The sequence below is a fragment of the Binatus sp. (SeqCode) genome (genome assembly GCF_036522015.1).
Taxonomy (GTDB): domain Bacteria; phylum Desulfobacterota; class Binatia; order Binatales; family Binataceae; genus Binatus.
The window spans coordinates 1-15,274 of sequence record NZ_DATDGQ010000208.1 but is presented as its reverse complement, the minus strand read 5'-3'; the positions used below and the strand labels follow the sequence as shown (position 1 = coordinate 15,274).

The 15,274-nt window shown below is 60.6% G+C and carries 11 protein-coding genes; 7 read left to right on the top strand and 4 right to left on the bottom strand.

What is annotated here, in order from left to right; genetic code table 11:
• A partial coding sequence (gene boxC, locus VIW95_RS09060) for a 2,3-epoxybenzoyl-CoA dihydrolase (protein ID WP_331585581.1) occupies positions 1-1,634 on the bottom strand: 1,634 nt, incomplete at its 3' end.
• A gap of 83 nt (positions 1,635-1,717) precedes the next feature.
• Entirely contained in the window at positions 1,718-3,856 is a 2,139-nt protein-coding gene (glgX, locus tag VIW95_RS09055; protein WP_331585579.1) for a glycogen debranching protein GlgX, read from the bottom strand.
• Positions 3,857-3,992: 136 nt separating this feature from the next.
• On the opposite strand from glgX, the gene VIW95_RS09050 reads away from it, so the two are divergent.
• Both VIW95_RS09050 and VIW95_RS09045 read left to right on the top strand, forming a co-directional pair.
• Positions 3,993-4,616 carry a 2-hydroxychromene-2-carboxylate isomerase gene (locus tag VIW95_RS09050; RefSeq protein WP_331585577.1) on the top strand — a complete coding sequence of 208 codons (624 nt, stop codon included), beginning with the start codon at positions 3,993-3,995 and terminating at the stop codon, positions 4,614-4,616.
• A 626-nt stretch (positions 4,617-5,242) separates the two neighbouring features.
• Positions 5,243-6,109, top strand: coding sequence for a hypothetical protein (locus tag VIW95_RS09045; RefSeq protein WP_331585575.1), 867 nt, complete (start codon positions 5,243-5,245; stop codon positions 6,107-6,109).
• Positions 6,110-6,207: 98 nt separating this feature from the next.
• Here VIW95_RS09045 and VIW95_RS09040 read toward each other — a convergent pair whose 3' ends face one another.
• Positions 6,208-7,368: a serine hydrolase domain-containing protein gene (locus VIW95_RS09040; protein WP_331585573.1), complete on the bottom strand. Its 1,161-nt coding sequence runs from the start codon at positions 7,366-7,368 to the stop codon at positions 6,208-6,210.
• A gap of 152 nt (positions 7,369-7,520) precedes the next feature.
• Between VIW95_RS09040 and VIW95_RS09035 the strand changes: the two genes are divergently transcribed.
• Positions 7,521-8,747: a cytochrome P450 gene (locus VIW95_RS09035; protein ID WP_331585571.1), complete on the top strand. Its 1,227-nt coding sequence runs from the start codon at positions 7,521-7,523 to the stop codon at positions 8,745-8,747.
• Positions 8,748-8,923: 176 nt separating this feature from the next.
• Here the strand turns inward: VIW95_RS09035 and VIW95_RS09030 are convergent, their stop codons facing one another.
• Positions 8,924-10,750, bottom strand: a complete 1,827-nt coding sequence (locus VIW95_RS09030; protein ID WP_331585569.1) for an MFS transporter — start codon at positions 10,748-10,750, stop codon at positions 8,924-8,926.
• A 191-nt stretch (positions 10,751-10,941) separates the two neighbouring features.
• Between VIW95_RS09030 and VIW95_RS09025 the strand changes: the two genes are divergently transcribed.
• From VIW95_RS09025 to VIW95_RS09010, 4 genes are all read left to right on the top strand, one after another.
• Positions 10,942-12,177: a cytochrome P450 gene (locus tag VIW95_RS09025; RefSeq protein WP_331585567.1), complete on the top strand. Its 1,236-nt coding sequence runs from the start codon at positions 10,942-10,944 to the stop codon at positions 12,175-12,177.
• Positions 12,178-12,327: 150 nt separating this feature from the next.
• Positions 12,328-13,413 carry a hypothetical protein gene (locus VIW95_RS09020; RefSeq protein ID WP_331585565.1) on the top strand — a complete coding sequence of 362 codons (1,086 nt, stop codon included), beginning with the start codon at positions 12,328-12,330 and terminating at the stop codon, positions 13,411-13,413.
• A gap of 126 nt (positions 13,414-13,539) precedes the next feature.
• Complete coding sequence (locus tag VIW95_RS09015) at positions 13,540-13,899, top strand: VOC family protein (protein WP_331585563.1); 360 nt, start codon at positions 13,540-13,542, stop codon at positions 13,897-13,899.
• 47 nt (positions 13,900-13,946) lie between these two features.
• On the top strand, positions 13,947-15,274 hold a 1,328-nt coding region (locus VIW95_RS09010; RefSeq protein ID WP_331585561.1), incomplete at its 3' end, for a CoA transferase.

Below are 15,274 nucleotides of genomic sequence, written 5' to 3'. Positions count from 1 at the left end.
TCGAATTCCGGCCGCGCTCCGCTGCCGTAAAGTTTCAGCGCGCCTTTTTCTCCGACCGCGTTCGGCCGCTGGAAGATCCAGTTCTGCCACGCCGACAAACGCGCAAATATTTTCGACTCGAGCGTCTCCGGCCCGCCGAATCGCAACGACGCTTCCATCCCGGTCAACGCGTCCGACGAGAAGGCCGCGCGTTCCTCGAGCGCGAGGCGGACCTCGTCGTCCCAATCGATCTCGTCCGGCGTGAAAGTCACCAGGCCCAATCCATCCGCCTGCGACGCTTCGATCAGGTTGCCGATCTTTCCGCGCAACTCCTCGACCCGCTCGGGTTCGCCCTGAAATCTGCTCTCCAGCCGGGTCAAGCCGTTGCACATCGGCATCGCCCCGAAGTTCATTTCTGTCAGGCTGACACTCGCCGGCATCGACTCGTCACCTTCCCCCAATCCGCGCAGCATGTACGTACGGTCCGACGCCAGTGCGAGCTCCAACAGGATTCCGCAGAAACACGACCCCGGCTCGATAAACGCAAAGATCGATCGCGAGCTGACGTCGAGCCGTTTCAGTGTGCGCTTCAGGTAGAGACGAATTTCACGCATCAGCCAGTCGTCGGCGTTCGCGGCGAGGAACGCGTCGTACGACTTCACCAGCGTCGAGTCGCCCCGCGTGCGAAAGATCCATGTGCGGACAGTTTCCTCGTTGAAGCGCAGATGCAGAATCGCGTCTTCGAGTTCGCGCGCTAGCGCCAACGGCCAGAAATCCGCGCCGATCGAGTGAGCCTCTTCGACGTTGCGCGGCGCCGAATTCTTCGGTCCCTCGATCGTAAACGACGCGGTGGAATTGTCGCGATCGATGTCGATCGTCAGATGCGCGTACTTCACCCGTCGGTCTTCGATGTCGCGAGAGAGCGGAGGGAGCGATATGCCGCGCGGATTTGCAGATCCACTTGCACGCGCCACAAACTCGAGCGCTCTTTGCGACGCCGCCTCGATTAGGCGCGAGCGGGGCACGACTTCGTCCACCAGCTGCCATTCCTCGGCGCGCTTGCCCCTGACCCCTTCCTCCGTCGTGCAGAAAAAATCCGCGCGGTCGCGCCTGACGCGACGCTTATCGACCAGCCGGGTGAGCCCGCCGGTGCCCGGCAGCACGCCGAGCAACGCGACCTCCGGCAGCGAAACGCTGGTCGAGCCATCGTCCGCCATCATTATATAGTCGGTCGCCAGCGCGAGTTCGTAGCCGCCGCCCGCGCACGCCCCACCTATCGCCGTCATGTAGTACTGTTCCGAGTTCAGCGTCGCATCTTCGATCGCATTGCGCGTCTCATTCGTAAATTTGCAGAAATTCACTTTGAATGGATGACTCGACAGGCCGAGCATCCTGATATTCGCACCCGCGCAGAACACTCGCTCCTTGCCCGACGTGACGATCACGCATTTCACTTCAGGATGTTCGAAGCGCATCCGATTCACGGCGTCGTTGAGCTCGATATCGACGCCCAGGTCGTAGGAATTAAGCTTCAGCTCGTAGCCCGGCGCGAGGCCGCCGTTTTCGTCCACGTCCATCGCAAGCGTCGCGACCGGCCCGGCGAAATTCAAACGCCAATGCCGATACGCGGACGGCTCGGTTCGAAAGTCGATCATCGCAAAAATCTCCAGCCTGGAAGAGATGCCCTTTCTTGCAGTATAGACCGCGCCAGACCCCGCGATTCAACAATCGGCTCGCGTCACCCGATGCGCCTGAGCACGACCATCGCGTGGCCTGCGACGTAAACCCGCTCTTCGAATGAATACGACTTGGCGCCCTGTGGCGACGACTTCGCGTCCGCTGTGTCGAGGACGATCACCCATTTCCGTCCCCATTTTTTCGGCGGCAGCTTGAATTCCATCGGCTCGCCGTATGAGTTGAACATCAGGAAGAAGCTGTCGTCGGTAATTTGCGCGCCGGCGCGATTGAGTTCCGTCATCGCGTTCCCGTTCAGAAACGCGCCGAGCGTTTTCGCGTATCCTACGCCCCAGTCGCTCGCAATCATTTCGGCTCCGTCCGGCCGGAACCATTCGAGATCTTTTAGTCGGCCCGCCTTCGCCGGAGTCCCGGTGAACCATCCCCGTCGCCGGAAAATCGGATGTTCGCGGCGGAGCTCGACCAGTCGCCGCGTGAACTCAATCAGCGCCGCATCGGCGCTTTGCCAATCGATCCATGAAATTTGATTGTCCTGGCAGTAGGCGTTGTTGTTGCCGCGCTGGGTACGTCCCAGCTCGTCGCCCGCAAGGATCATCGGCACGCCCTGCGACAGGATCAGCGTCGCCAGGAAGTTGCGCTGCTGCTGCGAACGCAGCGCTCGAATTGCGGGATCCTCGGTCGGCCCTTCGACGCCGCAATTCCACGATCGATTCTGGCTGATACCGTCGCGGTTATTTTCGCCGTTGGCCTCATTGTGTTTATCGTTGTACGAGACCAGGTCGGCGAGCGTGAAGCCGTCGTGCGACGTGACAAAGTTGATGCTCGCGAGCGGTGCGCGGCCGCCGGCGCGATATAGATCCGAGCTGCCGGTGACACGCGAGGCAAACTCGCCCATCGAATCGTTCGCGCCGCGCCAGAAATCGCGCATCCCGTCGCGGTATCGGTCGTTCCATTCTTTCCAATAGACCGAAAAATTCCCCACCCGATAGCCGCCCTCGCCGACGTCCCACGGTTCTGCGATCAGCTTGACCGTCGATATCACCGGATCCTGCGCAATCGCGGCGAAAAACGGGCTGTCCGCGAACTCTCCCCGCGCCCCGCGCGCCAGCGTCGTCGCCAGGTCGAAACGGAAGCCGTCCACGTGCATTTCGACTATCCAGTAGCGCAGGCTGTCCATCACCATCTGGAGAACCCGCCAGTGCGTCGTGTCGAGCGAATTGCCGGTGCCGGTGAAATCCTCGGCTCGGCCGCTGCCGTCCTTGCGCAGCCGGTAGTAGTTGGCATTGTCGATTCCGCGAAAACAAATCGTCGGTCCGTTCTCGTCTCCCTCGCCTGTATGGTTGTAAACGACGTCCAGGATCACCTCGATTCCCGCGCGATGAAACGCCTTCACCATCGTTTTGAATTCGGAAACCCCGCTGCCCGGCGCGGCGACGGAGGCGAACCGGATATCCGGCGCGAAAAAGCCGATCGAGTTGTATCCCCAATAGTTAGACAGCCCGAGTTTTCCCAGGCGATGTTCCGGAGTTGTCTGGTGCACCGGCATCAATTCGATGGCGTTCACGCCAAGCGAGGTCAAATGTTTGATCACCGCCGGCGACGCGAGCGCGGCATATTTGCCGCGGGTCCTGCGTGCCACTTCGGGATGCATCGCGGTCATGCCCTTAACGTGCGCCTCGTAGATGACGAGATCCCCCCACGGAATTGCCGGCTTGCGATCACCCTCCCAATCGTAAGCCGAATCGACCACCACGCATTTGGGCATCGCGGGCGCGCTGTCGCGCAGATCTAGTCGCGGCGCGGTTCCGACCGTGATCGAGCGGTAACCCATCATCGAATCGTTCCATCGGGGAATCCGGTCGAGCGCGCGCGCGTACGGATCGAGCAGCAACTTGGCGGCGTTGAAGCGATGCCCCGTTTTGGGATCGTACGGCCCGCTCATGCGATACCCATAACGCTGACCGGCGCGAACCCCAGGCACATACCCGTGCCAGATGTGCTCGGTGCGCTCGGCCAGCGGTAGGCGCGCGACTTCGTCATTACCAGACGCGCCGCCATACAGGCACAGCGTCGCGGCCGTCGCGTGTTCCGAAAATATCGAAAAGTTCACCCCTTCGCTGTCGGGCGTGGCGCCCAGCGGGTACGGCACGCCTGGCAGAGTTGAAAATCTGGACTTCGGCATTTTGACCGTGACACTAATGGCAAGCCGCGATGACAGTGGCAACCGTTGCGAATACACCGTCCGGTTCCCCTCTCCAGAAAGGGAGAGGGGTTAGGGGTGAGGTTGGCTTCGCGCTACTATCGGGACGGTTTGAAAAATGCGCTCCGTCGACTTCTATTTCGATTTCTCCAGCACCAATAGCTACTTCGCTGTGTTCCTGTTGCCTGAAATTTGCGCCCGCAACGACGCGCGCGTGAACTGGATGCCGACGCACTTCGCCGCCCTCTTCCGCGGTACAGGTTTCGACGTGATGGCGATGACGCCCCGAAAAGCGCGCTACCTGTGGCGCGATCACGCCCGCTATGCGGAACTGACGGGATTGCCTTTCAAAAGACCCCGCCGCTTTCCAATCAAGACCGCGTCCGCACTGCGTGCAGCACTGGCCGCGGGCAGTGCGACGCTGCCCGATGATGGCGGCGTGTCGCGCGAGCACGCGCAGCGCACGATCTCGCAGGCCATCATGCGCGCATACTGGGAACGCGACGAAGATATCGGCGACCGCGACGTGCTCGCGTCGGTTGCCTCGAGCGCCGGCTTCGACGGCGCAGCCCTCATGCAAATCGCCGATGCGCAGCCGGCGCGCGACGCCCTCGCAGCTCTAACCGAGACCGCGATTGCACGTGGTGTCTTCGGCGCACCCACATTTTTTGTCGGCAACGAAATGTTCTGGGGCAAGGATCGCCTGGACTTCGTCGAGCGATCGCTCAGACGGCCTGAATAACTGCCTACCTTTTCGGCAAGCGCCTGCCTTGTCGCGTCTATCTTTGCAAAATCAACGAGGGTTCGGCGGTTCTGATGCGTCAAAGCGGCATCAATGCCGTCCTACTGTTCGTAGCTGAAGTCTTGACACATTGTAGATAAAATTGAACAATAACGCCCGTGGTAGCGTCGGGGACCGCAAGATTGCGCAACAAAACTCAACAGGTCACACCGCGAGTTGGTATTTGAGGATTGCACGTCAAGGCGCGATTCGGATCTTGCCGTGAGGGAGAGGATCCAATCATCTCGATGGCGCCGGATTGGACCCCGGCAACATCGAGGTGCAGGTCGGGCCAGCGAATGCGCACCAATGGAGGTGTAAGCCGCCGGGATTTAGAGACCCTCTGGCTGGTCCTGCGGCGTCTGCGTTGGTTCAAAAATGCTCTGGAAGCGTTGCAGAAGTGCCCCGTAACGAAACGTTCCACACTATTGCTGGTGGGTCACGGCACAGTATTAACTACTGGTGGTATGGCACCTGATTTGCTCAAATAGCCTGGCGTAGATGGGTATTGAAAAGCATCGCGAGTCACTTAAGATAAAGCGCCGACCCTGCCTGTCAGGTCGGCATTTTGGCTCAATAGAAGTTTTATGAGCGCAGCTATGACCTCATCGCCTGCGATGGCGAAGCGAATCGCGCCGCGGGAACCGGACGCCCTGGCAACCCGCGAAGTCGATCGCCTGGTCTCCAAGCTGCTCGGCGAAATCAAAGTCCCGTTCGGCTCGCTCGGCACTCGAGTCCTCACCCAGCTCGCCGACCTGAAGCGGATTCTCTCAACCGACTACTTGAACGTGCCCGCGCTTCCGCAGAAGCCTTTGCTTAAAGAATTGGCGCAGGTCGTCGAGAAAGACATCAAGCAACACATCCCGACCTACGGCAGCCTGTCCGATCTTGGCAGTCCGCGATTGCTTGGTCATCTAGGCAAATTGTTCGGGCCGCGCGAACTCGAACTGCGCGCCGAGCCATATACCACCGGCGCCGGCCTCTCGCTGCGCGGATTTTACTGCCGCGCCGATCTCGGCAAAAAGAGCAAGTTCGTTATCTTCGTCAACACCGCACATCATCCGGGCGCGGTCGGTGCGACGCTCGGCCATGAACTCGGCCATTTCATCTACGGCTCGTTGGTCGGTGAGAAGGCCGCCCACACCGCATTCATGGAGGGCGCGTTCGCCAATCACCTGGTGGAAGAGGACGAACTGTTTGCCGACAGCCTGGTAGCGCTCGCAGCCTACAGCCCGGACTGGATCAGAAAGATCGGCAGCATCACGCATCTCGAGCCGGGCTCTTCGGATGTTCTATTCAACAGCATCAAGGACGCCTATGAACAGATCGGACCGGCCCATGGCCTCGATCTGACCAAGAGCAAGTTGGCGGCGGCGTTGCGGGTCCGTTACCTGACCTCGATGGCGCACTTTTTCAAGTTGCGGTGCGCGCTATACAAGTCGGTCGGCGTCTGATCTTCAAGTAAGAGGGACAAAACGGCCGCTCGCCGAAGGAAGACGGGCGGCATCGTTTTATCTGCCCCCCGCCTCAACCTCTTAACATTTACCCTTCCCTACAACGCCGCGAACATCGCGTTGAACAGCGCTGATGCCCGCCCGTCGATCAGCGCGTCCGAACCCATCTGATTCATCGTGTATCCAAACCCGACGCGCGCATCCGGATCGGCAAATCCAATCGAGCCGCCCGCCCCCGGATGCCCAAACGTGCGTGGATTCGGTCCGACTGGCGCATTCGGCTGATTGAGCGCAAACCCCAGCCCCCATCGCGACGTGACGCCTAGAATCAGATCCGGTCCGTTGGCCTGCTCGGTATGCGCCCGCTTGATACTCGCCGGCGTCAGCACGCGATAACTATTTAGTTCGCCCCCGGTCGCGAGCGCGCCATATAGTGTCGCGAGCGCGCCCGCCGTCGCATGTCCATTGGCGGCAGGAACCTCGGCCCCGCGCCACGCCCGGCTGTTGGTCAACGCGGGATCGACGACCGGCACCGGATTCGCGATCGCCTTGTAGGTCATCGACTCCGGATCGACGCTCATCGTCGCGATTTGATCGGGTTTGCCCGGCGGTGGCGGCGGCGCGCCAATCAGCTCGGCGATTCGCGGATCGAAACTCGCATCCACACCGATATGAACATCGAGCTTGAGCGGCCCCGCGATTTCCTCGCGCAGATAAGTGCCCGGTGTCTTGCCCGTGATCCGCCGGATCACCTCGCCGACCAGGTATCCGAACGTGATCGCATGATAACCGTGCTTCGTGCCCGGCTCCCACCACGGCTCTTGCGCCGCAAGCGCCGAGCACATCACGGGCCAGTTCGTATAAGCGTCCGTCGGCAACTGCTTTCTGACGGCCGGCAGTCCCGCGCGATGACTCAACAGAAGATTTACCGGAATCTTGTCCTTCCCGCCCTGCGCAAACTCGGGCCAGTACTCAGCCACGGGAGCGTCAAGGTCAAGCTTCCCCTGATCGACCAGCCGATGCGCGCAAATCGACGTGATCCCCTTGGTAGTCGACCAAACATTGACGAGCGTATCGCGCGTCCAGGGCTTGGACTTGGCCTTATCGGCATAACCGCCCCAAAGATCAAAAGCCGTCTTCCCATCGACCACCGCAGCAACCGCCGCCCCAACTTCAATCCCATTCTCAAAGCTATCCGCAAAAATCTCCCGAACCTTCTTGAACCGCGCCTCGCAAGTACCTTCGATCTTCACTGACATTTCTGATCTCCTCGAGTGGATGGAGGCAAGCTGTATCAAACTTCGAAGGAAAACGCCTTCAACGCCTCTTAGTGGCGTGGTGTAGTCATTCCTCAAATCTACCGCAGTTTCAATCAGAAGCGCGGGCAAATATACTGCAGGGCGCGTAATCGATGCCATCATCGTCGACCACCTTTGCCCGCGTTAGCCGGGTCGCCAGCCGGATGTATGGCCGGCTCTTTTCGGCGAATCCTTATCCGCTCTACAAGTTCCTGCGCACGCGCTATCCCCTGCTGCGCACGCCGATTGGGTTCTGGATTTCTACGCGCTACGACAACTGTCTCGAGGTTTTACGCGACAAGCGCTTCCTCGCATTCGATCTCAACGCGCTCGACGCCTTCCCGCCTGATGACGGCCTCAAGTCGATGCGCGAGGCGCTCCAGCATGCGATCGTTTTTCGCAATCCTCCCGATCACACCCGCCTCCGCCGGCTGATGACGACTTTTTTTTCGCCGGCGGTCGTCAATGGATTGGAGCCCCGGATTCAACACATCGTCGATTACCTGCTCGACGCGGTCGAGGCGCGCGGCTCGATGGATTTGATCAAGGACGTCGCGTTTCCATTTCCTATCGACGTTCTTGCCGAGGTGATGGGCGCCGACGATGCCGACAAACCGATGTTTCGCGACTGGATGCGCACGCTGGGCGTGCCGCTCGATCCCGTTATCAGTGCGAACGATCCGGGCGTCGAGGTGCGCCAGGCGATCGCAGACGTGCAGCGCTACTTCTCGGACCTGGCCGCCGACCGCCGCAAGCATCCGCGCGAAGACCTGATCAGCATCATGGTGGCCGCCGAAGGCCGCGGCGACTTGCAGACCGAGGAGGAACTGGTCTTCAGCGCGATGTTCACCCTGCTCGCCGGCCACGAAACCACGATGAACATGATCGGCAATGGGATGCTCGCGCTGTTCCGCAACCCCGACGCGCTCGCGCGGCTGCGCTCGGATCCGTCGCTGATAGAATCCGCGCTCGACGAGTTCCTGCGCTTCGACAGCCCGGTGCAGGTGACGTTTCGCACCGCGAGCGAAGATATCGAACTCAGTGGCCGCACGATTCCGCGCGGCGATCACGTCGTCGTGTTCCTCGGCGCCGCCAATCGCGACCCGCTGCGCTTTGCCGATCCCGACCAGCTCGACATCGCGCGCACCGAGAATCATCACCTGTCTTTCGCCGCCGGACCGCATCGATGCATCGGCGAAGTGCTGGCCAAGGTCGAAGGGCGCATCGCGTTCGAGACGATTCTCCGCCGGATGCCCAAGCTGGCTCTGGCGGACCCCAATCCGAAGTGGCGCCCCGCGATGAGCCTGCGCGGCCTTCAGTCCCTGCCGCTAACTTTCTAGGAGTAGTCGTCTGGCTGAGCGCGTATCAAGCGCGTCCAGTTATAACGCGCGTCCAGTACTCGGAGTTGTGTCATCTCGATGAGCGCAACGCACATAACGCGCGTCCGGTTCCCCTTCCCGCTCGGGAAGGGGTTAGGTTGCCAACGTCCTTCGCCACGTTAGCAGGGGCAGGAACGTCACCCGACTGCGCGCTCCGGGGTTCCTTCGTGGACAGCTTCTATTACTTGGCCCAGGTGAGCGCGGACGACGTCGGCCGGCACATCACCTGCGGCGAGGCGGCGGGCAGGTCCCAGACGCATGAGATGGAAAGCAAAGATCGCGAGGGCCAGTCCGGCGGCTACCACTATCACTGAAGTCATCGCGCCCGGATCGGTGCTGAGCGAGTGAACACGATTCAGCACGTAGATGACCGATGCGATCGATACGCAGATTGATATTGCCGCCATCGTCATTACGTCGCGCACGGGCTGTGAGCCGCCTCTGGCCAGGTAGCGCTTCAGCTCGCCACTGGAAAAGTAATCGAGGAACCAGCCGGTATCCTCGTCAGGGCCGGGCTTCGGCGGCGGCACCATCATGTTTGTCAGCGGATCGAGCGCAGGTTCGCCCTGCGCGTGGCGATCGATTCCATCGAGGATCGCGGTATGGATCGCTTGCGTGATCGGGAAGTGACGCGCGATCAGGAACGAGAGGGCCGAACAAGTCGCGGGGGTGAGCGCGAAAATCGCACGTAACGCAAAGACCACGTGCGGCGATTGCACGGCGTTGGGGACGTAGCCGAGCGAGGCCAGAATCGCGATCGGAATCGCGGCACTGGGAATCGCGATAAACTTCGGCAGCATCGACCAGAACGCTGTGTACTGCGCTTCGCGCCGCTTCCCCGTGTACAGCTCATCGTAGTCGATCACGTCGGCCTGCATCGACGGCGTGAGAAACAGGCCGGCACCGAATCCAATCCCGGCCCAGCAAATCAGCACCATTAGCCACCGGATATCGCCGGGCCGCAGCAAGAACATCGCAGCACCGCCGGTGATGCCCAAAAAGAAGCTCGTGAGCCACGCGTTGAGCTTCCCGACTCGTCGAGCAAACCAAACCCACATCGGCAGCGAGAGAAATCCGAATCCGAAATAACCTACCAGCAGCTTGGAGACCCACACGTTGGGATCAGGAGGATGGATTACATATTGGGTGAAGAACGGCATCATAGTGGCCGGAATCGCGCCCGCGATGCTCCCGACTGCGTAGCTGCTGAGCAGAATGCCGAAAGGGCGGTTGCGCAGTGCGCGTCGCACGCCGGGCACCAGCGGATTCGATTTGCGTGAAACGAAGTCCGGCCGCTCCTTCACCGTCAGCACCAGCAGCCAGTACAGGAGAGTCAGCACGACGCCGAAGAAAATACCGAGCCTGAAGAACATCTGACGATCGTTCAGATGCATGGTCTTCATCATTATGGCCGGCGCCCCGGCTGCGACGATCGTGCCGAGAATTGTGAACGACTCGCGCCACGCGAACAGCGTCGAGCGGTCGTTGTAGTTCTGCGTCAGCTCAGCCCCGAGCGCATAGTGCGGCAGAACGTAGGAGGTGTGAAAGATGAAATAAAGGATGAACGTGATGCCGAACCAGATCGCGGCGTCCTTTCCTTTAAGCGCCTCTGGCGGATTCAGCAAGCAGAAAAACGCGATGCCGCAGAGCGGAGCGCCGATCAACATATAAGGACGACGTCTGCCGAGGCGCGTGTGCGTATGATCGGAAATCCAGCCCATCAGCGGATCGCTGAGCGCATCGAGCGAGCGCGCGATCGCGATTGCCATCGCGAGGTATCCGAGCGGCACCAGCACCACGTCGGCATAGAACTTCGGCATGTGGATAAAGATCGGAATGATCATGCCAGCGCCGGCGAAACTCGGAGCGCCGTAGAGCAGCTTGGTCTTAAGGGTCAATGGCTCGGAAGTGTGCGCTGCGGTGGCGGCGCCTCCACCTGCAATTTTCGCATCCGCTGAATCCATCAGAACCTCCAGACCTCGAAACGCGAGTCCGACTGTGATGTTAGATTACTTAGCGGCGGAATGGGAATGACGAAATGCAGTGAATCCGTTGCAGGTGTGCTACACGCGACCGCTCGCCATTGACGGACTCAGCAGGACTCTTGGTAAGGTGGAATGCCATTTCCGGCTATTTGATTTCAGGAGGAACCGTCGTGGAAGCTGGCGAGATCAATCTGCTCGACCCGTTAATTTTCGAGGATAAGGTTCCACACGAGTGGTTCACTTGGCTGCGGCACGAAGCGCCCATCTTCAGACATCCCGAGCCCGGCGGTCCGGGTTTTTGGGTGATCACGCGTTACGACGACGTGGTCGAAGTGGGCCGCGATGGCGTCACGTACTCGTCCGAACAGTCGCGCGGCGGGGTGGTCGCGCTCGAGGACGTTGAGGCGGCGGCCGACATCTCCGCGCAGGGCCGCATGATGCTCACGATGGACGCGCCCGACCACACCCGTTACCGCTCGCTGGTGAATCGCGGATTCACGCCGCGCATGATCAACGCGCTCAGCACTCACATCCGCGAGATGGTGACGAAGATTCTCGAGCCGGCGCTCGAGAAGCGCGACTGTGATTTCGTAACCGACGTCGCCGCCGAGCTTCCGCTGCAGGTGATCGCGGAGATGCTCGGTGTGCCGTACGAAGATCGGCACAAGCTCTTCGAATGGAGCAACCGCATGATCGGCAGCAAGGATCCCGAATACGCGGTCAGCCAGGAGAAGGTTCAGCAGGCGGCGATCGAGATGTACATGTACTCCAACGAGCTGGCGAAGAAGCGCCTCGAGGAACCGCGCGACGATATCGTCACCGCACTGCTCAAAGCGGATCTCGACGGCGACAAACTCTCGGAGATGGACTTCAACGTGTTCTTCCTGCTGCTGGCGGTTGCCGGCAACGAGACGACGCGCAACGCGATGTCGCACGGAATGCATGCCCTGATCGAGCATCCCGAGCAGTTCGCGATGCTCGCAGACAATCCGGCGCTGGTGCCGTCCGCCACCGAGGAAATCCTGCGCTGGGCGTCGCCGGTGATGTACTTTCGTCGCAACGTCACTCGCGATACCGAGATGCGCGGGCAAAAATTCAAGGCGGGTGACAAGGTCAGCATCTGGTACATCTCGGCCAATCGCGACGAGGATATTTTCCCCAATCCCTTCACCTTCGACATCACGCGCACGCCAAACCAGCACGTTGCGTTCGGCGGCGGTGGGCCGCACTTCTGCCTCGGCGCGAGCTTGGCGCGGATGGAGATGAGCATCCTGTTCGAGGAGCTCGTGAAGCGGGTCGCGTCCGTCGAACGCACCGGCCCGGTCAAGCGCCTGCGCTCCAACTTCATCAACGGGCTGAAGCATCTGCCGGTGCGGTTGACGCCAAGCGCGCGCAAAGCCGCCTGAGTAAAAAGGTCCCCTTCAGGTGCTTGAAGGGACCCTTTCCTTCTTGTTCCCCTTCCCGCTCGGGAAGGGGTCAGGGGTTGGGTTGCACGGGCCACTTCACAGCGCTCTGGAATTAACTCGGCGTCAACTTAGAATCGTTCTAGGCCAATCATGCAATCCAGCGTCGGGCATTGGAGAGTTTTCGCTTTTGTTCTCGCCCTGGCAATTTGTGCTAATCTCACAATCCGATTCCTTCAAACCAATCGAAATCGGCTTCAACCCGATCGCGAGAAGCATCTCGAGCAGTTCCCGACTCCTTCGGAATTTTACACACAATCTCTCGATTGCGGCGGCATCTCGATTAGGGCGCATCGAGTCGTCGCCTACGCTGCTATGCAGATCGCTTGCGGCGAAGTCCATGTAATGTTGCGTCACATACCAGACGTGCGCGCCAATCTAATCGCCGCCGGCGTGGAAGTGCACGTCGTCGGCCGCACGCAGATGCTTACAGATCTGCCGGAGTTTATTGGGCTCAAGGGAAAGCGCGATGGAGATAGGGAATTCGATAAAGAACGGGGAATCAGTGGTGTCACGGTTGTATGTCCCGAGGAAAATCTCCTCAGATTGCCCGAGGACCCTTATTTTGCACTACACTCGGAGGCCTGCGTCCACGAGTTCGCTCATGCCATCCAGCTCGAAGGCATTCCCAAGCACCTTCAAGATCTGGTCGAACTACGTTACAAGTGGGCGCTGCAAAACCATCTATGGGGAGACACCTATGCTGCTACTAACGTGCTGGAATTTTTCGCCGAAACGTCGACCTGGTATTTCGTCGGTGCGGCGGGATCTTTTCCCGCGAAAGGCTGGAATGGCATTTTGCCGATGTACGACCTCAACGGTCTTATGATCTACGATCCACCAACCTTCACATTGCTGCGTGACATTTATGAGGGTCGCCTTGAGATCGGCAAGTTCGCCTATACACAAGCGAAACGCATTGCGCCGCAGCCAGTGGGACGCTCTGCGACTCGCGCAGCTGATGGCCTTTTAGTCATCGCTAATAAGACCGCGTCTTCCTTTAAGCTATATCTCGTCAGCCCGGATGGTGAACCAAGGTTATGGGGAAACATTATTCCGTATGAGCGTAGAGCGGTGCAGTCGTCGATCGGTTATAGGTGGCTATTGTCGAACGACCACGATCAGCCCTTTAATATTTTTGTTCCACAAGCGCAGTACAGCTATGCCCCTATAGAATAGGACGCGTGCGGGGCTCCGGTGGCCTTAAGCAGAGCCGCCTACTACCGCACAGATCGCGCTGGACTCTGCGTGCGCCACGTGGCAACAGATCGGAGAGAAAATTCCTGTCTTTGGAGGGATTCCACCATGCTCGATCACATTGGCATTCCGGTTTCGGACGTCGCCCGCAGCAAGCAATTTTTCGTCGCAGCGCTGGCGCCGCTCGGCTACAAGGTGATCATGGATTTCGGCGAGGCGGTCGGGATGGGCGCGGAGGCCGGCCCCGACTTCTGGTTCGGCAAAGCTCAGCCGGGCAGCCCCTCGCACATAGCGTTTTCCGCGGCGGATCGCAGCCTCGTCGATGCCTTCTATCGGGCCGCGCTCGCGGCCGGCGGCCGTGACAACGGAAAGCCCGGCATTCGAGCGCAGTACCACCCGAATTACTACGGCGCGTTTGTGTACGATCCTGACGGTAACAACGTCGAGGCCGTGTGCCGTAAAGGCTGAAGACTCCGTCTATCACCCCTGAGCAAACTCGGGGGCGAGGTGTTCAAATGGCCCTGGATTCGGAGCGTCCGCTGGCTGGCATCCGCGTGATCGATCAGGCGGACGAGAACGGCGAGCTGTGCGGCCGGCTGCTCGCCGACCTCGGCGCAGAAGTCATCCGTGTCGAGCCGCCCGGGGGCGCAGCGTCGCGCCGCATCGCACCGTTTCACGGCGACACCAGTTTGTATTTCGTGGTGCGCAATCTCGGCAAGAGGAGCATCGCGCTCGACCTGGATTCTGGTGAAGGGCGGCGGCGACTCGACGGTCTGCTGGACGCGGCTGAGGTGTGGATCGAGTCGCGGCGTTCCGACGATCTCAACCGTCGCGACGTACTCGAGCGCCATCCCGCACTCATCATCACGTCGATCACGCCGTTCGGGCTGACCGGGCCGTATCGCGACTACGTCGCCACCGACGCAGTCCTCGTCGCCATGTCGGGATTGCTTTTTCGGTCGGGCGTGCCGGGCAAGCCGCCGTTGTTGCCGCCGGGCGCGATCGCCTGCGACATAGCGGGCACTACTGCGGCGTTCGCCACGGTCGCGGCGTTGTGGGATCGCGCGAAGACCGGCCGCGGGCAGCATCTCGATGTGTCCGTGATGGAGGCGGCGGCGCAAACCTCGGATTGGGCACTGCCCAATTTCAGCGCTACGAAAGCGCGCGGCGGTTCATACTACGAGACTCGTAGCGGCTCGGCGCCGATCTATACGATGTACCCGTGCGCCGACGGCTACGTCCGCCTGATCATTCTGAATCGTCGGCAGTGGCGGGCGATGCGTGCGTGGCTTGGCGAGCCGCACGTCCTGCAAGCCGAGCACTTCGACCATCTGCTCGGGCGAATGTCGATCCAGACGGACATTCTCGATCCGATGTTCGCGGATTTCTTCAAAGACAAGAGCAAGCTCGAGCTGGCGCACGAGGCCCAGCGCCGGGGCCTCGCGATGACGCCGGTGCTGAGTCCCGGCGAAGTGCTCGCCGCAGATCATTTCGCGGATCGTAAAACGTTCCGCGCCGCCGAAGTGATGGATGGAGTGAACGGCCGAGCCGCCGATGGTTTCTTCATTCTCGACGGACGCCGCCTCGGCTTCACCGGTCGCGCGCCCGCGGTCGGCGAGAACAATGGCGACACCCTCGCGCCCATCGCGAAGGCAACGCCAGCCGAGAACTCTGCGCGACGCCGACCTCCATTCGCCGGGCTGCGCGTGCTGGATTTCGGAATCGGTGGCGTCGGCGTCGAAGCAGGCCGGTTGTTCGCCGAATACGGGGCCGACGTAATCAAAATCGAGACGCGCGCGCATCCCGATTTCATCCGCGCGATATTTGGCACGGAGATGAATCC